Here is a 23,379-nt window from a genome sequence, read left to right on the forward strand (position 1 = left end):
CTAACCGACGGTCACCCCCAGGTTGGTGATGTGGCGGAAGCGTGTGTGCCCATGACCGGCAGGCGACGCTTCCGCAGCACCTTCCTCCCCACGATCACCCGGCCCGTCAGAGCCACCGCCCTGCGCGCGGGGGCGCTGGTGGCGTGTGCGTCACTCGCGGCCGGCTGCGGGGTCGTCCCCGGTGTCACGGGGGGCTCCGGGGACAACCCGATCACCGTCATGACCTGGGCCCCGAGCGACACCGCGGCGACCAACAAACCCGGCATGCCCGCCTTCGCGCAGGCCTACGCCCGCTGGATCAACGGCAAGGGCGGCATCAACGGCCGCAAGCTGAAGGTCCTGACCTGCAACGACCACAACGACAGCATCACCGCCGCGAAGTGCGCGCGGCGCGCGGTGGACGAGAACGTCGTCGCCGTCGTCGGCTCCTACAGCCAGTACAGCGACTCCTTCCTCCCTCCCCTGGAGGGCGCCGGCATCCCGTACATCGGCGGGTACGGCGTCACCAACGCCGAGTTCACCAGCCCGCTGTCCTACCCGGTCAACGGCGGCCAGCCGACCCTCCTGGCCGGCCTCGGCCGGGAACTCGCCGGCAGCTGCGGCCCCGTGGCGCTCGTACGCCCCGACAGCATCGCGGGCGACGAGCTGCCCGGTCTGCTCGACTCCGGACTGACCACGGGCGGACACCCGTCCTCCGGCGACCAGCTGGCGCAGGAGGACGCCACCGAGTACGCGGGGCAGTCGGACCGCGTCCTGCGGGCCATCACCACCGACCCGGCGAAGAGGGGCTGCGTGGTGCCGGCGCTGGGCGACCGCACCGGCACCTTCATGGACTCCTTCCGCCGCGCCCGCGAGGACTTCCCCACGGTGCGCACCGCGATGACCCTCGGCAGCGTCGACCAGACCGTGATCAACGGGTCCGGCGGGCGGTCGGGGCCGTACGAGGGGGCGTACATCACCGGCTGGTACCCGGTGGCGACCGACAAGCGCTGGGACGGCATGAAGGAAGTGATCAGCAAGCAGGCCTTCGACGACAACCGCATCGACCCGGCGGACGCCGGCGTGCAGACCACGTGGATCGCCTACACCGTCTTCCAGCAGGTGATCGAGTCGCTCGGCGGCGACGAGGTGACGGCCGACGCCGTCACCCACGCCCTCGACGAGGGGCTGAAGGTCACCACCGGCGGGCTCACGCCCACCCTGCACTGGACCTTCCAGAGCCGGCTCGCCCCCGTCGGCTTCCCCCGCCTGGTCAACGCGGACGTCACCCTCCAGGTCGTACGGCAGGGCAGGCTCGTGGCGGCCGGCAAGGGCTTCACCGACGTGACGAGGACCCTGGCGAACGCCCAGCTGGACTAGGTGTCCCGCTCGGGCCGGGCTCGCGGACGCGGCCCGGCCCGCCGGGTCACAGCTGGGTCGGGGTGCGCTGGGTCAGGCCGTACGACTTCGCGATCGCGTTCCACAGCTGGGAAGCCCTGGCCTTCTGGGTGCTGGCCGTGCCGCTCGCCTGGTTGCCGGCCACGGTCTGGCCGGTGGTGCGGGCCTGGCCCTTCTTGCAGCCCTTGCGTCCGGCGGTCTGGTCGGCCCAGGCCGCGTAGTGCTCGTCCGCCGACGCGGACGCCTGCCACGCCTTGGTGAGGGCGGTGGTCAGCTCGGCGTGGTCGGGCAGCTTGTCGACCGTGAGCCCGGACAGACGGGTGACCAGCTGACCGCGCTGCGCGGCCGCGCCCCGCAGGTCCTTGGCCGCCTGGCCGAGGTTGTCGCAGTTCTTCACGGCGGCGACCGCGCTGATCACGGAGGCCCGGCTGGCGCCGCTGTCGGCGAGCAGCTTGTCCAGGGCCGTGGCCTGCTGCTTGGCCGGGTCGGCGGACGGCGAGGCGGACCCTTGCGTCGCGGGCGCCGTCGCGGACACGGTCTTGTCCTTGTCGTCGCTGCCGCCGTCACCCCCGCCGCCGGAGAGCAGCGCCCCCGCGCCGATGCCGAGCACGGCGATACCGATGCCGACGGCGGCGATCAACGGCAGACGCGAGCCGCTGCGGCCTCCCCGGCCGCCGTCGTCACCGTCGTCGTAGCCGCGGTGGCCGCCGCCCTGGCCAGGCGGCGCGTAGGCGGGCTGCGGGGAGTAGGCGGCGGGCGCGGGGCGCTGGGGCTCGGGCTGCGCGAAGCGCGGCAGTTGCTGCGTGGCGCCGGCCGGGCCGTCACCGCCCGGCCCGCTGCGGAAGAGGTTGTCGAACTCGGCGGGCGGCTGCCGGTCCTGCTCCCCGCCGAACGGCGGCGCGGCGTTCTGCCCGGGCACGGGCGGGATGAACTGGGTGGCCTGCGCGTCGGGGTGGGCGGCCGGCGGCAGCGGGCCCGCACCCGGACCCGGGCCCGACTGGGCACGGCCCAGGTAGTGCGTCGACTCGGCGGCGGACTCCGCGGGTATCTCGGGCGGCAGCGCCCCGGGAGCCACCGGCGGGATGTACTGGGTGGCCCCCTCGTCCGCGGGGACGGGCGGCAGGAACTGGGTGGCGCCTTCCGGCGCGGGGGCCGGGCCCGCCTGGACCGGCGGGAGGAACTGGGTGGCGCCCTCCGGCGCGGAGGCCGGGCCCGCCTGGACCGGCGGGAGGAACTGGGTGGCGCCCTCCTCGGCGTAGCCGGCCGCCGCGGGCTGCCCGTAGCCGCCGATGGTGCCGTACGGCGCGGGGGTGCGCGTCTCCTCCGCGGGCAGCGGCTGGGACGGTATGCCGCCGCCGGACGCCTCCGGGGCGCCCCAGGGCGCCGGCTGCGCGGCCGGGCGGTTCCAGCCGCCCTGCTCCGGCTGCGGGGCCGGGGCCTGCTGCTGTCCGGGGCCCCAGGGCGTGCCCCACGCCTGACCGCCGGTCGGCGCCACGGCCGGGGGCTGCTGCCCGCCCTGCGGCGCGGCGCCCTGATCGCCGTACGGGCCGGGCTGCTGCCCGCCGTACGGACCGCTCTGGTGCCCGCCCTGGGCCGCGGCGCCGTGGTCGGCGTACGGGCCACCGCCCTGCTGAGCGGCGTACGGGTCACCGTGAGCGCCCTGGCCGCCGTACGGGCCGCTCTGGCCGTACGCGCCGCTGTGACCGTTCTGGCTTTCCTGGCCGTGCCGGCCGCCGTCGCCGTCCCGTTGGCCGGACTGACGGCCGCCGTACGGGCCCGTGTAACCACCTGTCATGCCCGGCAGCAGGGGTTCCCCGCCGTCGGAGGGCAGCACGATGCCTTCGCGCGCGGGGCGCGCCGAGGGCTCCTCGCCCTGTCCACTCTGCGTCACCGGGACTCCTACTGATGGGGGACCTTCGGAATCGTCGGCTCACGCTACCGGGTCCCCGGAGCCCGGTGCCACGCAGCTCAGGACGGGACCTCCTTCCCTGTGACGGCGGTAACAGAACCGGTCCGCGGACCGCTGTACATGTCCCCGGCGCGAATCAACCCGCCGTTCCCCGCACGTTCATGCGTCCGCGGACCCCTCTCACGCGGCCGCCTGCAACTCCAGGCGCGCCCCGAACTCCCTGACCACCGGCTCCTCCCGGTACGGCTCCAGTCGCGTCTGGAGGTCCTCCAGGTACTCCGCGCCCCGGTTGGAGCGCAGCGATTCCAGCAACTCGACAGCTTTCATACCGGTGTTGCAGGCCTGCTCCACCTCACGCTGCTGCACCTGCGCCGTGGCGAGGAGCACATATCCGATGGCCCGCCGACGCGCCCGGGTCTCGGGATGGCCGTCCAGGGACTCCTGCGCGCACCGCGCCGCCGCGTCGGCCTGCCCCAGGTCGCGGTGGCAGTGCGCCAACTCGTCGGCCAGGTAGGCCTCGTCGAAGTGCGCGATCCACGCCGCGTCGTCCCCGGAGGCGGCGTCCGCCGACTCCAGCGCGCCGATCGCCCGCCCGGACGCCGCCTGGGCGGCCCGCGCGTCGCCCAGCAGGGCGTGCCCGCGCGCCTCCGCCGCGTGGAACATCGCCTCGGCACGCGGGGTCACCCGACCGCGCGCCCCCTCCTGCGCCGCCCGCGCCAACTGGGCGATCTCGCGCGGGTTCCCGAGCTGCGCGGCGAGGTGGCTCATGGACGCGGCGAGCACATAGCCGCCGTAGCCGCGGTCCCCCGCCGCCTGCGCGAGACGCAGGGCCTGGATGTAGTAGCGCTGGGCGAGGCCCGGTTGACCGGTGTCGACGGCCATGTAGCCCGCCAGTTCGGTCAGTCGGGCCACCGCCGCGAAGAGGTCGCGTCCCACGGCCTCCCGGTAGGAGCCGGCCAGCAGCCCGGACACCACGCTGTTGAGGTAGTGCACGACGACCGGGCGCACGTGCCCGCTGCCGTACTGGTGGTCCAGATCGGTGAGCGCCTGGGTCATCGCGCGCACGGCCGCCACGTCGGACTGCCCCACCCGCGGTCCCGCCGCCCGCGCCACCTGCGAGTCCGGCGAGGAGATCAGCCAGTCACGGCTCGGCTCGACCAGCGCGGACGCGGCGACGGAGGACCCCGACAGGAAGTCGCGGCGCCCGACATCGCTGCGCCACAGCTCACAGACCTGCTCGATGGCCCCCAGCACCGTCGGCGAGAACTGCAGACCGACGCCCGAGGCGAGGTTCTTGCCGTTGGCCATGCCGATCTCGTCGATCGTGACCGTCCGGCCGAGCTTGCGGCCCAGCGCCTCGGCGATGATCGCCGGGGCGCGCCCGCGCGGCTGCTGTCCCCGCAGCCAGCGGGCCACGGACGTCTTGTCGTAGCGCAGGTCGAGGCCGTGCTCGGCACCGCACATGTTGACCCGGCGGGCCAGCCCCGCGTTCGAGCAGCCGGCCTCCTGGATGAGCGCCTGCAGTCGTTCGTTCGGCTGCCGCGCGACGAGCGGCCTTGCGGCCATTGGCGTACCCCCTGTGGCTGCGGTGCCTGCCCACGCACCGAGTTGACATGTCTTTCGCGACCGCGAGCGTCACGCTGCACCGGTCGGTGCACCGCAAAGATCCGGCCGGGAAGATCAATGCCCCGCGGACATACCGAAAATGCGAGGCATGCGAGGATTGCCGGGGTAAAGACGAAAGCCCGACCCCTCACCTGGGTACCCAGCCGCCGTCGCGGATCCTCCTGCGCGCCCCCACCCGTGCATCCATGCGCCCCAGGCGCTGAATCGATGCTCCTCCCCCGCGCGCGCTACCCCCGTAACTCCAGGTGGACGCGGGAGTTGAGTGGAGCGTGGACGAGACGATCGCGGGCACCGAAGCCGCTCAGATTCCGAAGCAGCGCGGGGAATCGCTGCTGGAGACAGCCGTACGCTACGCCGAGGAACGCCACTGGGACGTCTTCCCCGGGACCTGGCTGGAAGCCGTCGACGGGGTGCAGTACTGCTCCTGCGGCGACGCGGTGTGCGCCGCCCCCGGCGCACACCCGGCGCGCGAGGACTGGGCGACGCAGGCGACGGGCAGTCCGACCGTGGCGCGCCGGATGTGGTCCACGCACCCCACCGCGTCGATCCTGCTGCCGACGGGCCGCACCTTCGACGCGCTGTCCGTCGCCGAGACGGCCGGATTCCTCGCCCTGGCCCGGATGGAGCGGATGGAGCTGACGCTCGGTCCCGTGACGCTGACCCCGGACCGCCGGATGCACTTCTTCGTCCTGCCTGGCGCCGCGGCGAAGACGCCGGACCTGGTGCGCAAGCTCGGCTGGAGCCCCTCCCTGCTCGACCTGGTCGCGCTGGGCGAGGGTTCCTACGTGGCCGGGCCGCCCACGCGCTTCGGGTCGCGGGGGGCCGTGCAATGGGCGTGCCGGCCGACCCCCGCCAACCGGTGGCTGCCCGACGCGGAGGAACTGGTCTCCCCGCTGGCGTACGCGTGCGGCCGGGACCGGTAGCCGTTCGGCGTCGCGTACGGCGGGGAGGTAGCCGCTCGCCGTCGCGTGCATCGGGGACGGTAGCCGCTCGCCCGCGGGTGCGGCCGGTCCGGTAGCCGTTCGCCGTCGCGCCTGCCGAGTCGCGAACAGCCGCGAACAGCCGCGAACAGCCGCGGACGGCCGCGGACGACGGCGGACCGCTGCAAACCGGCCGGCGGTCGCGGGGCGCGGGCGCGCGGTGCCCGTCGCGCGGTTCCCCGCGCCCCTCGGGCCGGCTGCCGCCCCGTAGGGTGCTCGCATGACGGAGGGACGAGTGGCGGACGCGGCGGCCGTGCGGGTGCGGGGGCTCTGGAAGCGGTTCGGGCAGCAGGTCGCCGTGGCCGGGATCGATCTGGAGCTGCCCGCCGGGAAGTTCATCGGGCTGGTGGGTCCCAACGGTGCCGGGAAGACCACCACCCTGTCGATGGTGACCGGACTGCTGCGGCCCGATCAGGGGAGCGTCGAGGTCGTCGGGCACGACGTCTGGCGCGACCCGGTCGCGGTCAAGGCGCGGATCGGGGTGCTGCCGGAGGGGCTGCGGCTCTTCGAGCGGCTGTCGGGACGCGAACTGCTCGGCTACTCCGGCCGGTTGCGCGGCCTGCCCGGCGCCGAGGTCGACAAACGTGCCACCCAGCTCCTCGACGTCCTCGACCTGGCGGGAGCCCAGCACAAGCTGGTCGTCGACTACTCCACGGGCATGCGCAAGAAGATCGGTCTCGCCGCCGCCCTCCTCCACAATCCCGAGGTCCTCTTCCTCGACGAGCCCTTCGAAGGCGTCGACCCGGTGTCCGCGCAGACCATCCGCGGTGTGCTGGAGCGGTACACGTCCTCCGGCGCCACCGTCGTGTTCTCCTCCCACGTGATGGAACTCGTCGAGTCGCTGTGCGACTGGGTGGCCGTCATGGCGGCGGGCCGTATCCGCGCCCACGGCACCCTCGCGGAGGTGCGCGGGGAGGCACCCTCCCTCCAGCAGGCGTTCCTGGAACTCGTCGGGGCGGGCGACCGCGCCGGCGGCTCCGACCTCGACTGGCTGGGCGGCGGGGCGCGATGAGTTCCGACGTCACCCCCGTCGTCGTACGGCTGAAGCTGTCGCTGCTGCGCAACGGGCTCCGGCAGTCCGGCGGGCGGCGGGCCGCGTACATCGCGTCGGCCGCCGTCACGCTGCTGTTCGCCGCGCTGCAACTGCTCGGCCTGATCGCGCTGCGCGGGCACGCGCACGCCGAGTCCGTGGTGGTGCTGCTGGTCGCGGTTCTGGCGCTGGGCTGGGCGGTGATGCCGCTGTTCTTCCCCAGCGGCGACGAGACGCTCGACCCCACCCGCCTGGTGATGCTGCCGCTGCGGCCCCGGCCGCTGGTGCGGGCCCTGCTGGTGGCCTCGCTGGTGGGCATCGGGCCGCTGTTCACGCTCTGCCTGCTGGCGGGTTCCGTGGTCGCACTCGCGCACGGCGGTGCCGCCTGGATGGCCGGCGTCGTCGCCGTGCCCCTCGCGCTGCTGGTGTGCGTGGCCCTCGCGCGGGCCGTGGCCGCCGCCAACGTACGGCTGCTGACCAGCCGCAAGGGCCGCGACCTCGCGGTGCTGAGCGGACTGGTCGTGGCCATCGGCGCACAGCTGGTCAACTTCGGGGCGCAGCGCCTGGGCTCCTCCGGGCTCGCGCAGCTCGACCCGGCGGCCGAGGTGCTGCGCTGGGTGCCGCCCGCGTCGGCGATCGGCGCCGTGCGGTCGGCGAGCGAGGGCTCCTACGGCGTCGCGGTCGCGCAGCTCGCGCTGGGCGCGGCGGCGCTGGTGGCGCTCCTCGCGGTGTGGTCGCGGCACCTGACCCGGCTGATGACCGCGCCCGACGGATCGACCCTCCAGGCCGCCGACTCACCGGCCCGGGAGCGGACCTCGGGCGGCCTCGCCCGGCTGCTGCCCGCCGGGCGCACCGGCACCGTCATGGAACGCAGCCTGCGCTACATCTGGCGCGACCCCAAGACCAAGGCGGCCTGGGTGACGTCGCTGGCCATCGGCCTGATCGTGCCGGTGTTCAACGCGGTGCAGGGCACCGGCTCCGTCTACTTCGCCTGCTTCGCCGCCGGGATGCTCGGCATCCAGATGTACAACCAGTTCGGGCAGGACACCTCCGCCTTCTGGATGGTCGCGCTGACCATCTCAGGCGCCCGGGACGCCTACGTCGAGCTGCGCGGCCGGGCGCTGGCCCTGCTTCTGGTGACCCTGCCGTACGCCACGCTGGTCACCGTGCTGACGACGGCGCTGCTCGGCGACTGGCGGAAGCTGCCGGAGGCGCTCGGCCTGTCCTTCGCGCTGCTCGGCGCGATGCTGGCGACCGGCGCGTGGACCTCGGCCCGCTTCCCCTACTCGATTCCGCAGGAGGGCTACAAGAACGTCGCTCCCGGGCAGACCGGGCTGGCCTGGGTCTCGATCTTCGGCGGCATGATCGCGTCCGCCCTGCTGTGCTCCCCCGTCATCGCGGCGGCGATCTGGCTGAACGTGAGCGCGGACGGCGACACCTGGACCTGGCTGCTGCTGCCGGCGGGGGCCGGGTACGGCGCGGCGCTCACGCTGCTGGGTCTGCGGCTGGCCGCGCCGCGCACGGCACGGCGGCTGCCGGAGATCCTGGCGGCCGTCAGCAAGGGCTGACCGCGCCCCCCGGTGGCCGCACTGTCCGCCGTGCCCGGTCTTCCCGCGCCGCCCGTCTCCCGGTCCGGTGCGGTTCAGGGCGCCGTGAGCACGCCGTCGAGGAAGGGCTCGATGGCCGCCCGCCACGCCTCGGGCTGGTCGTAATGGATGAGGTGGCCGGCGTCCGCCACCTCGGCGTACTCCCCGCGGGGCAGGACGCGGACCATCTCCTGGGCCTCGGCCCGGCCCAGTTCGCCGTCGAGGCCGCGCACGACCAGGGTGGGGCACCGCACCTGGGCGAGCTCCTCCCAGTGCGCGTCGTAGACCCAGGTCTCGCGGGACTCCAGCATCTGCTGCGGCTCGAAGACCGGACGCCAGCCGTCCGGGGACTCCTGCATCACCTCGGCGTAGAACGCGCCGCGCGACGGGTTGGGGCGCTCCACCCACGGGTCGTCCTCGCCGAACCACTTGCGTACGTCGGCGAGCGTCGCGAAGGGCATCGGCCAGGCCCTGAACCAGTCCTCCCACTCGCGCTGCGAGGCGGCGCCGAGCGCGGAGGCCCGCATGTCGCAGATGACCACACCGCGGACGAGGTCGGGGCGTCTGGCGGCGAGCTGCCAGGCGGTCAGGGCGCCCATGGCGTGGCCGATCAGGACGGCGGGGCCGAGACCGAGCTGCTCGACGGCGGCCTCGGCGTCCTCGACGTACGCCTCCCGCGTGTAGGACGAGTGCGCGGGTTTGTCGCTCTGGCCGTGTCCGCGCTGGTCGAGGGCGACGGCGCGGTGCCGCTCGGACAGCCAGCGGGCGGTGGAGGCCCAGTGGGAGGCGCGGCCCATCAGGCCGTGCAGTAACAGCACGCCCGGGGTGTGCGCGGGCTCGCCGGCCGGGGTCCGAGGGTGCGGCACGGAGCCGTCGGGCGGCGGCGACCCGTCCGGCGGCGAGGAGCCGGCAAGCGGGGCGGCCTGGCCCGGTACGAGGTGTGCCGGATCGGCCTTGGGAGGGTCGCCGAACTCCCAGGCCGCGAGACGTACGCCGCCCGCCCCGGTCACGTCGATGCGTCGCGCCATGGTCCTGGCACCCCCCTAGCTTCGCGTACCGCTGTCCTGCCGGTGCTTCGTGCACATCCTTGTAGCGCACGCCCTGCGTGACCCGTCACCCCGCAGGCTATCGAATGGGTATTCGAAAATGCTCTTTCTGCGAGCAACACCCCTCGTTCGAGTGACCCCTCTCAAGGAATGATCGCCGCCACCGAGGGGAGATCTTCAGCGGGAGGCGGACCGCTCGGGGAAAACGGTCCGAGGGGAATGACCCTGAGAGCTCGGGGCTCCGGGTCAGCACAGGGGAGGACAGGCCCCGGCGCCACACGGCGCCGGGGCCCTCTGTTCGTCTGCGGCGCATCCTCCCGCCCCTCTCCCCGGTCCGGCGACCACACCGCCGGGCCACCGCCCCGAGCCCCTCCGGTCATATGCCTCACGCGACAGCCTCGCACGCGAAGCCCTCGAGCGCTGCGCCTCGGACCCGCCAATCTCGGATTCGACGGCGCCGACGCCACGCCACAACTACCCCACCCACAACGCCAGTTGAACACCCGCGGCAGCAGCACAGGCCGCTCCCGCGCAGCTCAGCGCTTGGCCACGAAGACGTGCGAGGCGACGTCCGACACCAGCTCGGCGGCCTCGCCACCGCTGCCCACCAGGACCCCGCCCGCCGACTCCGTCACACTGACCACCGAACCGGGCTGCACACCCGCCCGGCGCAGCGTGTACATCAGCTGCGCGTCCGTCTGGATGGGCTCGCCGATGCGACGCACCACGACCGTCTTCCCGTCGGCACCCGGGTCGAGGTCGGCCAGCGACACCATGCCCTCGTCCAGGAACGGGTCCGCGCCGTCCTTCTCGCCCAGCTCCTCCAGGCCCGGGATGGGATTGCCGTACGGCGACTCCGTCGGGTGCCTCAGCAGCTCCAGCACGCGCCGCTCCACCGCCTCGCTCATCACGTGCTCCCAGCGACACGCCTCGGCGTGCACCTGCTCCCACTCCAGGCCGATCACGTCGACGAGCAGACACTCCGCGAGCCGGTGCTTGCGCATCACCCGGGTCGCCAGCCGGCGGCCCTCGTCCGTGAGCTCCAGATGGCGGTCGCTCGCGACGGACACCAGGCCGTCCCGCTCCATCCGCGCCACCGTCTGGCTGACCGTCGGTCCGCTCTGGTCGAGCCGCTCGGCGATCCGGGCGCGCATGGGGACCACACCTTCCTCCTCCAGCTCGAGGATGGTGCGGAGATACATCTCCGTGGTGTCGATCAGTCCGGACATACGTGCCCCTCGATTAGCTCTGCCGGAAGCGCGACGGCTCCGCGGCGCGTGCGCTGGCCCTGGACCCAATTCTGACGCATAGCACCGACAACCGGGCCGCGCCGGGGAAACCGGGCGGCCACACGGCCGTTCGCGGCCGGGCCCACCCGCTCGGCCACCCCGGCCACCAGCGCTCCCCCACCGCCGTATTGACACCACGCTGGTCCAGACCGCACCGTGATCCACCGTGATTCGCGACACAGACCCCCGACGCTCGGAAGGGCCCCGTATGAGCGACCGCACGCTGGCCGGCCAGTTCTTCGACGCGGCGATCGGCCTGCTGCAGCGGGTCCGCGACGAGGAGGCCGACAGCATCGACGCCGCCGGCGTCCTGCTCGCCGACACCGTCGCCGCCGGCGGCCGCCTCTTCGCCTTCGGCGCCGGCCACTCCTCGCTCGCCGCGCAGGACGTGGTCTACCGCGCCGGCGGACTGGCCCTGATGAACCTGCTCGTCGTCCCCGGCGTCGTCGGCGTCGACGTCATGCCGGCCACACTCGGCTCCGCGCTGGAGCGGGTCGACGGGCTCGCGAGCGCCGTCCTGGACTCCTCACCGCTGCGCGCCGGCGACGCCCTCGTGATCATCTCCCTCTCCGGCCGCAACGCGCTCCCCGTGGAGATGGCCGTCAACGCCCGCGCGCTGGGCGTGAAGGTGATCGGCGTGACATCGGTGGCGTACGCGACGGAGACCCGCTCACGGCACGTCTCCGGCACGTACCTCAAGGACCACTGCGACATCGTCCTCGACTCGAAGATCGCGGTCGGCGACGCGGAACTCACCGTCGACACCGTCCCCGCCCCCTTCGCCCCCGCCTCCACCGTCGTCACCTCGGCCCTCCTCCAGGCGGTCATGGCCACAGCGGCCGGCTCCCTCGCCGACCGCGGCATCGACCCCCCGCTGCTGCGCTCCGGCAACGTGGACGGCGGCCACGAGTGGAACGGCCGCGTCATGGAGGAGTACGGCGACCGGATCTTCTACCGGCACTGAACGGGGCGGGAGGGGGCGGCGTCCCGCGGCCGGAGACCCCTCTACCGCTCCCCCGCCACGCCCGACAGATCCAGCGCCGCCGCGATGCGCGCCGCCACGTCCTCCGCGTAGGTCGCGTCGGCGCGCTCGAACTGGGGCCGGCCGGCGCCGCGCAGGAACGTCACCACGCCCAGCGTCCGCCCCCGGCTGCGCAGCACCGCGCACAGGGCGTGCACCGCGTCGCCGGGCCACTGCCGGCCGATCGCCCACTCGCGCGACTGGTCGGCCGGCACCGACCCCGCGCTCGCCCGCACGGACCCCGCCCGCTCCACGCACTGCAGCGCCGGATGCCCCTGCCCGTACTGCACGGGCAGCCCGGCCTGCCCGGTGAGCAGACTCGGACCCGGCGCCCCGGCGGGCGTGGCCGCGACCCGGACCAGCCGGACCGGCGCGGCCGGCTCCGCGTCGGAGAGCGCGCCGCCCGCCACCCGGTCGATCAGGGCGTGGTCGGCGAATCCGGCCAGGGCGAAGTCCAGGTGGACGGTGGCCGCCTCACGCGGGTCCTCGCACTCGGCGGCCGCCCGCGCGGCCCGGTGCAGCTGGTTGGCCCTGAACCGCAGCAGCGCGGCCTCCTGCTCACCCTGCTTGTGCTCCGTCACGTCCTGGAAGAGCCAGCCCACACCGAGCGGCACGGGCTCCTCGGCGAGCGGCGAGGCCAGCCGCAGGAAGCCGCTGCGCCAGCAGCGCCGCTGCTCGCCCTCCGGGGTGCGCACCCCCACCCACAGTTCGGCGGGCGCGGGCGGCGCGCCCTCCGCCAGTACGTGCGTGAGCGCGCCCTCCAGTTCCTCCACGCCCTGGGAGAGCAGTTCCCCGAGGGGCCGCCCGAGCACGGCGGTGCGCCCGGCGCCGAGGGCGCGGGCCGCGTACGCGTTGACCACGGCGGGCCGCAGGTCGACGTCGACCAGCACGACCCCCCAGCTCGCGTCCTCCAGGAGCGCCTCGCTCAGCGCGATGGACCGCTCCAGGTCGATCTGCGCGTGCACCTCGCTGAAGGCGCAGTAGACGCCGGCCGGTTTCCCGTCGGGTCCGTGCACGGCGGCGGACTGGGTGCGCACCAGGACGCGTCCGCCGTCCTTGGTCAGCAGGGCGAACTCGTGCACCTGCCGGCCGGGCGCGTGCATGGCGGACATCAGCCGCCCCTGGACCTCCTCGGCGTCAGCGGGACGCACGGCCCACCCGGCGAACCCGTGCCGCCCGACGGCCTCGGCCGCGGTCCAGCCGAGGATGCGTTCGGCCTCCCGGTTCCAGTGGGTGACCACACCGTCGGCGTCGAAAGCGCACAGGGCCGCGTCCATGCCGTCGAGCAGGGCGGCAAGAAGATCCGAACCACCGGGTCCCTCGGGACCTTCGCGTCCGGGTTCGTCCGGACCGAGCTCGTCGGTGGTCCCACTACGCCGAGAAGCACTCACCTGGACCCCCTGCCAAGCTGCGTCCGCACGTACGGCGCGTCGGTTCGCTCACTTGCAATCATCTAACTGGAACGTGACGCAGCACACATCGAGTTCCCGCAAGATTGAAGGAATCGTTGTGTGCCGGAAACGCGACGGTCTGTCACGCGCGGGCCCTGCCGCAGGTCAAGGCCGCCGCCTACCGCTGCTCCAGCCGCATGTCGAGCCATTCGTCGGTCTCGCCGTCCAGTACATACCGGTCGGTCTCAACGAACCCGTGGGCCCGCCCGAACAGCACCCCGTCCTCGTTGACGGCCAGCACGCAGGTCTCGATCACCCGGGCGCCCAGACCGCGCGCGTGGGCGAGACCCCGCTCGTACAGCGCGGTCCCGAAGCCCCGCCGCCGGAACCCGGGCAGCACGCGCGCGATGACGGTGGCCACCGCGTCCTCACCGACCGGCGGCCGGACGGTCGAGCACCCCACCAGGACGTCCCCGAGATAGGCGTTCTCCAGCCGGTTGCGCCCACTCCGCTCCCGCACCTCGTCGAACTCCAGGGCGGCAGGCGGCACCACGACGTTGTGCACCCGCCGCCACTCCTCGAGCATGGGGTCGCCCACGACGGGCGCGATTCGAAGATCAGACACCGGCGGATCGCCTTCCGTCGCGCGTGCGCCTCGATCCCGGTCCTCGAAGGTCGGTCCGCTGAGAATCGCGCGTCGCTGTCTCATGGTCGGAAAGCTAGGCGATCAGGCCGAGTTACGACAGCGACATTCGTCGCCCACGAGGCCGGAGCAGGCAGCGGCAGCGGCCGCGGGCGGGAAACGCGGCGGATGCGCCAGAACGGGTTGTTTCCCGGCTTCCGCATGCGCCGTACGGAACTCGGACCCTACCGTCGGTTCCACGCTGAAAGGAGGTCACTCGCTCCCCGACCACGAGGTCGTCGAGTGACCAGCCCCAGTCATCACGGTCCCGGGATCAGGGAGGTGCCCCGATGACTACGTTTCCTGCGGGTGAGCAGACCCACCAGGCTGTGCTTCCTCAGCAGCCCGCTCTGGAATCCGTGAGAGCAGACACCCCTGGGAGCAGGGACGAAACGGCTCACGGACACCCCGCCACCCGGCGGAGCACCGGCAGGGAACATGGGCGAGGGGAGACCGGCGGAAAAGGCACCTCGCTCCGCCGGCGTCACGCCAAGTCCGCCGCCACGGCGGCCGAGGCGGCAGAGAACGGGAGCGGTGACGCTTCCGCACGCGGTCCGTCGTACACGGGCGGCACCGGCGCCGGACGGGTCTTCGTCCTCTCCAGGGACGGACAGCCGCTCATGCCCTGCCACCCCGCCCGCGCCCGAGAATTGCTGGACGGAGGAAGAGCCGTGGTCGCCCGGCAGGTGCCCTTCACGCTTCGGCTGAAGGGCCGCACACGCGCCGAGTCGGAGGTCGACGGCGTGCAGTTGCGCGTCGACCCCGGCTCCACGGGCACCGGCCTCGTCCTCACCGACGAGAGGAGGGAAACCGCTGGAGGCCGTGTCGTCACCGTCCGCCGGGGGCTCGTCTCGATCGAACTCCGACACCGGGGCGCGCAGATCCGGAACTCCATGATCCAGCGCGCCGGTTACCGCGGCAGACGCCGCTCGGCGAACCGCCGCTACCGCGCACCGCGCTCGAAGAACCGCACCCACCCGCAGCGATGGCTCCCGCCCTCCCTGCGTCACCGCGTCGACACCACCTTCTCGATCGCCCGCCGTCTGTCCCGCTGCGCACCCGTCACCGCGATCCACCTGGAGCGCGCCGGCTTCGACACCCACTCCCTGAGCGCGGGCAGGCCGCTGCGCGGTGCGGAGTACGCGCGGGGCCCCCTCGCCGGCACCACCGCACGCGCCTACCTGCGCGCCAAGTGGAACAGCGCCTGCGCCTACTGCGGCGCCACCGGCGTGCCCCTGAACAAGGAACATCTGATCCCCCGCAGCCGGGGAGGATCGAGTCGCGTCTCGAACCTCGCCCTCGCCTGCGTCCCGTGCAACAGGGCGAAGGGCACCTCGTCCGTCGAATCCTTCCTCGCCCGCCGACCCGGCCTGCTGGCCAGAATCCTCGAGCAGACCCGGGCACCGCTCCGTGACGCCGCCGCCATGAACGCGATCCAGCGGCTGCTCACGGAAGCGCTGGAGTCGCTCGGCATACCCGTGCACGCCTGGGCGGGCCACCTCACCAAGGCGAACCGCGACGCGATGGGCCTGCCCAAGACGCACACCCTGGACGCCCTGTCCGTCGGCCGCCTCGATCACGAGAACGGTGGCCTGATCGTCCGGTTCCCCGACCAGGTACTGCTCGTCACAGCCACCGGCCGCGGCTCCTACGCCCGCACCACTCCCGACCGGTACGGCTTCCCGCGTCTTCTGCGGCCCCGCCGGAAGCGGCACTTCGGCTACGCCACCGGGGATCTGGTACGCGCGGTCGTGCCCTTCGGCTCATGGGCCGGAACCTGGACGGGCCGGATCTCCGTCCGGGCGACGGGGCAGCACAGCCTCACCACGGCGGTGGGCCGGTTCAACGTCCGCCACCGGAACCTGCGCCTGGTGCAGCGAGGTGACGGATACGGCTACGCGGTCCGGGCGGAACCCGCGCCGCCGGAACTCCCGAAAATCACTTGAACGCCTCCAGCGCGCTGCCTAATGTGGCGTTCACATGAGAAGGGAGGTGATCGGGTACATGAGTGAAACCCGGACGCGTGAGGTGGCTGCGGGCTAGCGGTCCGCCATCCATCCACTGCGGTGCCGGACCAGCGTGCGCGCGTCGTACGCAGCCGGCCTAATCCAACGCAGTCACCCGACCCGCGAGCTCGCCGGTGAGTCCGGCCGGCGCCCCCGCCCCAGGCGGAGGATCCGAGCTCGCGGGTCGCCTGCGTTTCCCGGGTCAGCGGGAGATGTCCGCGTATCCCTCGATCTCCTGCGGGCCGCGTGACCCGGGGCCGACATAGCGGGCGGACGGCCGGACCAGGCGGCCCGTGCGCTTCTGCTCCAGGATGTGGGCCGACCAGCCTGCCGTGCGCGCGCAGCTGAACATCGACGTGAACATGTGCGCCGGCACCTCGGCGAAGTCCAGCATGATCGCGGCCCAGAACTCCACGTTGGTCGCCAGGACCCGGTCCGGGCGCCGGTTGTGGAGTTCCTCCAGTGCGGCCTTCTCCAGCGCCTCGGCGATCTCGAAGCGGGGCGCGCCCAGTTCGCGGGCCGTGCGGCGCAGGACGCGGGCGCGCGGGTCCTCGGCGCGGTAGACGCGGTGGCCGAAGCCCATGAGGCGCTCGCCGCGGTCCAGGGCCTGCTTGACGTACGCCTCGGCGTCGCCCGTGCGCTCGATCTCCTCGATCATGCCGAGGACGCGGGAGGGGGCGCCGCCGTGCAACGGCCCGGACATGGCGCCGACGGCGCCGGACAGGGCGGCCGCGACGTCCGCACCGGTGGAGGCGATCACCCGGGCGGTGAAGGTGGAGGCGTTCATGCCGTGTTCGGCGGCGGACGTCCAGTAGGCGTCGACGGCGGCCACGTGCTTGGGGTCGGGCTCGCCCCGCCAGCGGATCATGAAGCGTTCGACGACGGACTGGGCCTTGTCGATCTCGCTCTGGGGGACCATCGGCAGGCCCTGGCCGCGGGCGGACTGGGCGACGTAGGACAGGGCCATGACGGCGGCGCGGGCCAGGTCGTCGCGGGCCTGTTCGGCGTCGATGTCGAGGAGGGGTTTGAGTCCCCACACGGGCGCGAGCATGGCGAGCGCCGACTGGACGTCGACCCGGATGTCACCGGAGTGGACGGGGATCGGGAACGGCTCGGCGGGCGGCAGGCCGGGGTTGAAGGCCCCGTCGACGAGCAGCCCCCAGACGTTGCCGAAGGAGACGTGGCCGACCAGGTCCTCGATGTCGACGCCCCGGTATCGCAGGGCGCCGCCTTCCTTGTCCGGTTCGGCGATCTCCGTTTCGAACGCGACGACTCCTTCGAGTCCGGGTACGAAGTCGGACATCGGGCGGCTCCTCACGGTAGGTGCGGCAGTCGGTGCCACGGCTGCTCGGGGTGGGACCGATGGCGTGGGTGGACGCGGCGGACGGCGTGGGCGCTCGGTGGTTCCGCGGCCGTGCTGCGAACCCCTGATGTCCGAAGCCGCGCGGTCCTGAGCGGTCACCCGGGTGATGCCCGGTGCGCCCGGGGGTCACCCACCGGGATGGCACCAGCACCATATCTCCGGGTGCCACCTTTGGGGAGTGCCGCGGCACTGAGTGCCATCCGCGGACGGTGGGGTGCGCCGCGGCGGCGGTCGTGCGTACGGCAGGATGACCGGGTGACCGAACCGGACGCCGTCTCCCTCGATCCCGCCTCGATGCGCAAGCAGTACCGGGCCGAGGGCCTCGCCGAGGCCGATCTGGCCGCCTCTCCCGTGCAGCAGTTCGCGCGCTGGTTCCAGCAGGCCGCGACGGAGGGGCAGCTCTTCGAGCCCAACGCCATGATCGTCTCGACGGCGGACGCGGAGGGCAGGCCGACCTCGCGCACGGTGCTGCTGAAGCAGTTCGACGAGCGGGGCTTCGTGTTCTACACCAACTACGACTCCCGCAAGGCCCGCGACCTCGCCGAGAACCCGCACGTCTCGCTGCTGTTCCCGTGGCATCCGGTGGCCCGGCAGGTGATCGTCACGGGGGTGGCGCGCCGTACCGGGCGGGAGGAGACGGCGGCGTACTTCCGCTCCCGTCCGCACGGCTCGCAGCTGGGTGCCTGGGCCAGCGCGCAGTCCTCGGTGGTCGCCGGCCGCGCCGCTCTGGACGCCTCCTACGCGGAGCTGGCGGCGCGGTATCCGGAGGGCGAGCAGGTCCCGGTACCTCCGCACTGGGGCGGCTTCCGGGTGGCGCCGCGGGCGATGGAGTTCTGGCAGGGCCGCGAGAACCGGCTGCACGACCGGCTGCGGTACGTCGCGGAGGCGGACGGCGGCTGGCGCGTGGAGCGGCTCAGCCCCTGAGGGGCGGGCGGCTGTACCTGAGGGGCGGTCGTCCCTGAGGGCCGGATCAGGTCCCGAGGGTCCGATCAGTTCCCGAGGCGCGCTGGGTCCCCGACGGTGGGGGCCCGCTCAGGGCAGTACCTCGTCCAGGAGTGCGCCCCACTGGGCCACGACCCGCTCCCGGCGGCCCGCGTCGTCGGTGAGGAGGTTGGCGAGGCCGAGGCCGCGGGCCATGTCCAGGAGTCCCTGGACGGTCTCGCGCGTGCCGGGGCGGGTCTCGTCGGCGCCGAGGAGGTCGACGGCGATGCGGTGGGTCTCGCGGCCGACGCGCGCCTCCAGTTCGGTGACCCGGGAGCGGAGCTGTTCCTCGTAGGAGGCGGCGACCCACAGGTGCAGGGCGGCGCGGAAGAGCGGCCCGGTGTAGAGGTCGACGAGGGCGCCGACGACGGCGCGCCGGTCGTCGCCGGCGCCGTCGGGGAAGAGGGCGCGCAGGGCGGTGGAGCGTTCCTCGGCGACGTACTCGACGGCGGCGGTGAAGAGGTCCTCGCGGGTGGGGAAGTGGTGCTGGGCGGCGCCGCGGGAGACGCCGGCGCGTTCGGCGACGACGGAGACGGTGGAGCCCGCCCAGCCGTGCTCGGCGAGGCAGGCCACGGCGGCTTCGAGGAGTCTGCGGCGGGTGGCGCGGCTGCGGTCCTGCTTGGGGGCGCGGTCGCGTTCGGCTGTGCTCACACCACCCATGGGGGGTCCCGTCGTTCGAGGAAGGCCGTCATGCCCGCGCGGGCGTCGGCGGAGGCGAACAGCCTGGCGGAGAGGCCGGCCAGCGCTTCCGCGTCGCGGGCGAAGCTCTCCAGCACCTTAGCCGTGAGCAGTGCCTTCGTCTCGGCCAGGGCCTGGGGCGCGGACCGGCGCAGGCCGTCCAGGACGGGTTCGAGTACGGCGTCGACGTTGTCGCCGGCGAGGGTGAGCAGGCCGATGCGGGCGGCCTCGGCGGCGTCGAAGCGTTCGCCGGTGAGGTAGTAGCGGGCGAGGGCGCGGGGGTCGGTGCGGGGCAGGAGGGGCAGGGAGATCATGGCCGGGGCGACGCCGATGCGGACCTCGGTGAAGGCGAAGTCGGCCTCGGTGGAGGCGGCGGCGATGTCGCAGGCGCCGAGCAGGCCGAGGCCGCCCGCGCGGACGTGTCCGGTGACCCGGGCGACGACGGGTTTGGGCAGCTCGACGATCTGCCGGAGCAGGCCGGTCAGGGCGTCGGCGGGCGGCGGGTCGCGCAGGTCGGCGCCGGCGCAGAAGGTGTTGCCGGTGTGGGTGAGGACGATCGCGCGTACGGCGCTGTCCTTGGCTGCGTCGGTCAGCGCGTCGGCGAGTTCGCCGACGAGGGCGGCCGAGAGGGCGTTGCGGTTGGCCGGCGAGTCGAGGCTGAGGGTCGCGACGGCACGCGCGTGGGTGCGTCGAATCGACGTCATGAGTCCTCCCTGGGTTCCCTGAGCTGCCGGCGCAGGATCTTGCCGGAGGCGGCGCGTGGCACGCCGGCGACGAAGGTGACCTGCCGGACGCGTTTGTAGGGGGCGACGCGTTCGGCGACGTACATCATGACCTCTCCCTCGGAGAGGGCGGTGGCGGTGGGCTGGCGGACGACGTAGGCGTGCGGGACCTCGTTGCCCTGGTCGTTGTAGGTGCCGACGACGGCGGCGTCGGCTATGCCGGGGTGGGTGAGGAGGAGGGCCTCCAGTTCGGCGGGGGCGACCTGGAAGCCCTTGTACTTGATGAGTTCCTTGACGCGGTCCACGACGAACAGCCAGCCTCCGGCGTCGACGTGGCCGACGTCGCCGGTGTGCAGCCAGCCGTCGGGGTCGATCATCGCGGCGGTGGCGTCGGGCCGGCCGAGGTAGCCCTTCATGACCTGGGGGCCGCGGATGAGGATCTCGCCGGGTTCGCCGGTGCCGAGGTCCTTGGCGGGGTCGTCGAGGGAGACGATGCGCATCTCGGTGCCGGCGATGAGTTTGCCGACGGTGCCGGGGGGCGCGTCGTGCATGGCGTCGAGGGGGACGACGTGGGTGCCGGGCGAGAGTTCCGTCATCCCGTACGCCTGGCCGACCGGGGGCAGGCCGAGCCTTCGGGAACAGGCGGCGGCGAGTTCGGCGTCCAGGGGGGCGGCGGCGCTGACGACGTACTTCAGTGAGGACAGGTCGTACTGGGCGACCGCCGGGTGCTTGGCGAGGGCCAGGACGATCGGCGGGGCGACGTACAGGCCGGTGATGCGGTGGTTCTGGATGGCGGCGAGGAACGTCTCCAGTTCGAAGCGCGGCAGGACGACGACGGTGGCGCCCAGGCGCAGGGGTGCGTTCATCAGGGCGGTGAGGCCGTAGATGTGGGTCAGTGGTTCTAAAGGACACGCGAGCATCGGGCCCCCTCCGTGCGCTGATGTGCGACTTTCAGAGAGTGGCAGCGGGCACAGAAACAATCAAGCGTGCCTGCATGGTTCGTGCTCTAGCGGTCGGCCCACGGGTCGGGCTCCCACACGGGGTGGATCTCATATTCGCGACTGAGGGCCCATTTTGCGCCCTGGTCGCTCTTGGTGCTGGTGATTACGACACGTCGGATGAGCTGACGTAGAAACGCGTTCTTCTCGACGTTGCTGATGGTCTCCCACTCCGCAAGCAGGCCAACGACCAGTGGGCGGAAGTCGGCGCGGTCGGGCGTGGCCTCGTCGTCGGCAACGGCTTGCAGACCCTCGACCAACTCGCCTTTCCGGCTCAGCAGTTGGTCACGAACGCGCGCGAACGTGTCGGCTGGGTACTTGTCAGGATCGAGTACGTGATCGGTGGTGAGCCGGTCGAGCGCGGCATCGATCTTGGCGAGTTCGGCCTGTAGGCGGGCCCGCGTCTCGGCGGCCTGCCTCCGCGGGTCCGGCGGCGCGGTGCGCTGCGCGGGGACGGCCGGCGCGTTGTCAACGTCCTCGGCGACGTCGCGCGCGAGCCAGTCGCGGACTTCCTCCTCTACCTCGTCCCGGAGGACGTACAGGCCAGGCGGGCACGCGGACGTTCCCTTGTTCTTGTGGTTGAAGCACACGAACGTATGCCCTTGGATCCATCCGCCGCCCTTGGGGGCGCGGCCGGATCGGGCGACGGCGGAGCCGCGGCAGTGCCCGCACCGGCCGAGACCCGTAGTCGGGTATATGGCGTTGCGGGCGCGCGGGGGCGTCTTCTTCACGTCCTCGCGATGGTCCTGGTATTCCGCCCACTGGTCCGGCGTGATGAGTGCCGGTTGGGCGCCGGCTATGTAGATCATGCGGCCGGCCTTGCAGCCGGAAAAGTGGTCTCGGCCGAGGCCGCATGTGCACTCCGGATCATGAACGCGGAGCAGGCCGGCGCCGAACCCTGAGTCAAGGTAGCGCTGAACGGTGTTCACTCCCCATCGGTTCCCGCGTGTGGTTGGGGTGCCTAACTCGTCGTTGAGCCAGTGGGCGAGCGTGGCGAAGCCGTCGCGGGCGATCTTCCGTTCGTACAGCTCGGCGCCAATGGGTCCGAGGTCGGGGTGTCGTTCGTAGCGTTCCTCTTGCAGTCGGATGCCGCCGGGCGCCTGGGGGTCGGGCACGCGTCGCGGGTGCCAGATGTATCCGAAGCGCGGTCGGCCTGTGGCGGGAAGTTTGAGCTTGCGCCGGTGCTCGTGCGTCTCCTTCCACTGTTCGCCGGCGCGGTCCGACTCGAAAACGGCGAGGTCGAACAGGATGGCGCGGTTGAAGCGGCCCACAGCCGTACGTGCGTCTACCTCTTCAGTGGCCGAGGCGAGTTGGCCGCCGGCGTGTTCGAGTCGGGCGAGGTTGACGGCAATGCCGAGATCATTGCGCCCGAACCGGCTGAACTTCCAAACGGCGATGCCGACGGGTTCGCTGCGTTCAACCTGCTCGATGCCCTGCATGATCTTGCGCTTGAAGTTGCGGCCGGTGGCGTCGAGGTCGACCACCCAATCGACGATGCGGCGCCCCGTGCGCCTGGCCCATGCCGTGATGGCTGTCTCTTGCAGCTCGGGGCTGATCTTCTCTTCTTTCCACGTGCTCACGCGGATGTACCCGATCCAAGGCTCGCCGATGTTGGCCGGTGAGCCTTGGAACGTGAGCGGTACGTGCAGGTTCGTCACTGTGCCTTCCGTTCGCGTTGTGAGCCGCCCTCGGGCGGGCGCAGGTGGATAACGTTGTCTTTGGTGCTGGCCGCCCCCCGGGAGGGCGGCGTGTCCCCGTCGAATCGGCCGCTTGCGACGTCGGCGAGTGCTCTGCGGTAGCCGGTGTTTTCGGCGGTTGCGAGCTGGTCGTCACTGGCCTGGTGCGCGTGCAGGATCGTGCGGCGCACGGTTGCGAGGGCGCCGAGCGCCATTACGAGGGACCCGGCCCAGACGAGCCGTCGTTTGTTCAGGGCGAGACCGAGTGAGGCGCCGGTTATCCCGACGCTCAGGAGTAACGGGGCGACGGTGTCGGCGCGGTTTCTCATTCGGTCTCTCCCATCTGAGGGTCAGGTTCCGGCGGCGCGGTTGGCGCCTCCCGTCCTGGCCTGGTGTTGGTTTTGTAGTGCGTTGGTGCTGGCGATGAACACGGACCGTTCCGGTTCGACGCCCTCGGCGAATCCGAGGCCGTCGGCAGCTTGCTCGGCAGTTAGGTAGCGGCCGGTTGCCGCAGGCGGTGTAGGGCTTCGCACCGCCGCGAGTTCTTCCCAGGTGGTAATGCCGGCGCGCACGAGTACTTCCCCGTAGGGCACACCTAGGGCTTTCGCGATGGCCTTGAGTACTTCGGTGTCTGTGGCGCCCTTGCCGCCGAGGATGCGCCCGACCGTGGAGCGGCCGAGGCCGGCGTCTTCTGCGAAACGAGATTGACCCCCGCCACGTGGCGTGAGGACGTAGCCACGTTCTTCGAGACGGGCGTGTAGCCAGTCGCCGAATTCGCGTCTCGTCTGTTCTGGGTCGCGTTCAGAGTCTTGTTCCATGCGTGGAACATACCGCGCACGGGCGGTCCGTAGTTCCACAGCTCAATTTTCGGCCCATAGGCCGTCCAAAATATGCACATGGCATGTTCGCCCCCACATCGAACAGGTGAGCGAAACCTTACCCGAACCTTGCGTTCCGTGGCCAGAAATTGGCACCGCGTGATCGGAAGGCATCTTCCGACCTGCCCAGATGTGTATTT

At 72.5% G+C, this 23,379-nt stretch carries 19 protein-coding genes and 1 pseudogene; 7 read left to right on the forward strand and 13 right to left on the reverse strand.

Annotated features, from left to right (window positions below; genetic code table 11):
- Nucleotides 1-51 precede the first annotated feature (51 nt).
- A complete protein-coding gene (locus ABZT03_RS01815; RefSeq protein WP_356032072.1) occupies nt 52-1,359 on the forward strand; it encodes an ABC transporter substrate-binding protein in 1,308 nt (435 codons plus the stop codon).
- A 46-nt stretch (nt 1,360-1,405) separates the two neighbouring features.
- Here ABZT03_RS01815 and ABZT03_RS01820 read toward each other — a convergent pair whose 3' ends face one another.
- Together ABZT03_RS01820 and ABZT03_RS01825 are read right to left on the reverse strand one after the other, a co-directional pair.
- Nucleotides 1,406-3,268 (reverse strand): hypothetical protein, encoded by a 1,863-nt coding sequence (locus tag ABZT03_RS01820; protein WP_356032074.1) that lies wholly within the window; start codon nt 3,266-3,268, stop codon nt 1,406-1,408.
- Between the two features lie 198 nt (nt 3,269-3,466).
- Nucleotides 3,467-4,852: a transcriptional regulator gene (locus tag ABZT03_RS01825; protein WP_356032077.1), complete on the reverse strand. Its 1,386-nt coding sequence runs from the start codon at nt 4,850-4,852 to the stop codon at nt 3,467-3,469.
- 329 nt (nt 4,853-5,181) lie between these two features.
- On the opposite strand from ABZT03_RS01825, the gene ABZT03_RS01830 reads away from it, so the two are divergent.
- The 3 genes from ABZT03_RS01830 (at nt 5,182) to ABZT03_RS01840 (ending at nt 8,490) form a co-directional block, all read left to right on the forward strand.
- On the forward strand, nt 5,182-5,835 hold the full coding sequence (locus tag ABZT03_RS01830; RefSeq protein ID WP_356032080.1) for a bifunctional DNA primase/polymerase: 654 nt from the start codon (nt 5,182-5,184) through the stop codon (nt 5,833-5,835).
- 277 nt (nt 5,836-6,112) lie between these two features.
- Entirely contained in the window at nt 6,113-6,904 is a 792-nt protein-coding gene (locus tag ABZT03_RS01835) for an ABC transporter ATP-binding protein (protein ID WP_356032082.1), read from the forward strand.
- Nucleotides 6,901-8,490 (forward strand): transporter, encoded by a 1,590-nt coding sequence (locus tag ABZT03_RS01840; protein WP_356032085.1) that lies wholly within the window; start codon nt 6,901-6,903, stop codon nt 8,488-8,490. The genes ABZT03_RS01835 and ABZT03_RS01840 overlap by 4 nt, the downstream gene beginning before the upstream one ends.
- 74 nt (nt 8,491-8,564) lie before the next feature.
- Here the strand turns inward: ABZT03_RS01840 and ABZT03_RS01845 are convergent, their stop codons facing one another.
- Both ABZT03_RS01845 and ABZT03_RS01850 read right to left on the reverse strand, forming a co-directional pair.
- Nucleotides 8,565-9,536, reverse strand: a complete 972-nt coding sequence (locus ABZT03_RS01845) for an alpha/beta hydrolase (RefSeq protein ID WP_356032087.1) — start codon at nt 9,534-9,536, stop codon at nt 8,565-8,567.
- 554 nt (nt 9,537-10,090) lie between these two features.
- Complete coding sequence (locus ABZT03_RS01850; protein WP_356032091.1) at nt 10,091-10,783, reverse strand: metal-dependent transcriptional regulator; 693 nt, start codon at nt 10,781-10,783, stop codon at nt 10,091-10,093.
- A 268-nt stretch (nt 10,784-11,051) separates the two neighbouring features.
- Between ABZT03_RS01850 and ABZT03_RS01855 the strand changes: the two genes are divergently transcribed.
- Nucleotides 11,052-11,807, forward strand: coding sequence for an SIS domain-containing protein (locus ABZT03_RS01855; RefSeq protein WP_356032094.1), 756 nt, complete (start codon nt 11,052-11,054; stop codon nt 11,805-11,807).
- Between the two features lie 41 nt (nt 11,808-11,848).
- Here ABZT03_RS01855 and ABZT03_RS01860 read toward each other — a convergent pair whose 3' ends face one another.
- Nucleotides 11,849-13,255: a PAS domain-containing protein gene (locus tag ABZT03_RS01860; RefSeq protein WP_356032096.1), complete on the reverse strand. Its 1,407-nt coding sequence runs from the start codon at nt 13,253-13,255 to the stop codon at nt 11,849-11,851.
- A gap of 178 nt (nt 13,256-13,433) precedes the next feature.
- Nucleotides 13,434-13,880 (reverse strand): GNAT family N-acetyltransferase, encoded by a 447-nt coding sequence (locus ABZT03_RS01865; RefSeq protein ID WP_356032099.1) that lies wholly within the window; start codon nt 13,878-13,880, stop codon nt 13,434-13,436.
- Nucleotides 13,881-14,227: 347 nt separating this feature from the next.
- On the opposite strand from ABZT03_RS01865, the gene iscB reads away from it, so the two are divergent.
- Entirely contained in the window at nt 14,228-15,883 is a 1,656-nt protein-coding gene (gene iscB, locus ABZT03_RS01870) for an RNA-guided endonuclease IscB (protein WP_356032102.1), read from the forward strand.
- Between the two features lie 262 nt (nt 15,884-16,145).
- Here iscB and ABZT03_RS01875 read toward each other — a convergent pair whose 3' ends face one another.
- Nucleotides 16,146-17,246 (reverse strand): citrate synthase 2, encoded by a 1,101-nt coding sequence (locus tag ABZT03_RS01875; protein WP_356032104.1) that lies wholly within the window; start codon nt 17,244-17,246, stop codon nt 16,146-16,148.
- Between the two features lie 315 nt (nt 17,247-17,561).
- Between ABZT03_RS01875 and pdxH the strand changes: the two genes are divergently transcribed.
- Nucleotides 17,562-18,230 (forward strand): pyridoxamine 5'-phosphate oxidase, encoded by a 669-nt coding sequence (gene pdxH / locus ABZT03_RS01880; RefSeq protein ID WP_356032107.1) that lies wholly within the window; start codon nt 17,562-17,564, stop codon nt 18,228-18,230.
- A gap of 108 nt (nt 18,231-18,338) precedes the next feature.
- Here pdxH and ABZT03_RS01885 read toward each other — a convergent pair whose 3' ends face one another.
- The 6 genes and pseudogenes from ABZT03_RS01885 to ABZT03_RS01910 all read right to left on the reverse strand — a co-directional run bounded on the left by ABZT03_RS01885 (nt 18,339) and on the right by ABZT03_RS01910 (nt 23,179).
- On the reverse strand, nt 18,339-18,947 hold the full coding sequence (locus tag ABZT03_RS01885; protein ID WP_356032110.1) for a TetR/AcrR family transcriptional regulator: 609 nt from the start codon (nt 18,945-18,947) through the stop codon (nt 18,339-18,341).
- The gene (locus ABZT03_RS01890; RefSeq protein WP_356032113.1) at nt 18,935-19,669 is read right to left on the reverse strand and encodes an enoyl-CoA hydratase family protein; all 735 of its coding nucleotides are present in this window, start codon (nt 19,667-19,669) and stop codon (nt 18,935-18,937) included. Before ABZT03_RS01890 ends, ABZT03_RS01885 begins: the two co-directional genes overlap by 13 nt.
- A pseudogene (locus ABZT03_RS01895) lies at nt 19,666-20,577 on the reverse strand (AMP-binding protein); the annotation flags it as partial. The pseudogene ABZT03_RS01895 and the gene ABZT03_RS01890, both read right to left, overlap by 4 nt.
- A gap of 116 nt (nt 20,578-20,693) precedes the next feature.
- Entirely contained in the window at nt 20,694-22,343 is a 1,650-nt protein-coding gene (locus ABZT03_RS01900) for a recombinase family protein (RefSeq protein WP_356032115.1), read from the reverse strand.
- The gene (locus tag ABZT03_RS01905; protein WP_356032118.1) at nt 22,340-22,690 is read right to left on the reverse strand and encodes a hypothetical protein; all 351 of its coding nucleotides are present in this window, start codon (nt 22,688-22,690) and stop codon (nt 22,340-22,342) included. The genes ABZT03_RS01900 and ABZT03_RS01905 overlap by 4 nt, the downstream gene beginning before the upstream one ends.
- A 21-nt stretch (nt 22,691-22,711) precedes the next feature.
- Nucleotides 22,712-23,179: a helix-turn-helix transcriptional regulator gene (locus ABZT03_RS01910; RefSeq protein ID WP_356032120.1), complete on the reverse strand. Its 468-nt coding sequence runs from the start codon at nt 23,177-23,179 to the stop codon at nt 22,712-22,714.
- Nucleotides 23,180-23,379 lie beyond the last annotated feature (200 nt).

Source organism: Streptomyces sp. NPDC005574, from assembly GCF_040605435.1.
Classification (GTDB): Bacteria; Actinomycetota; Actinomycetes; order Streptomycetales; family Streptomycetaceae; genus Streptomyces.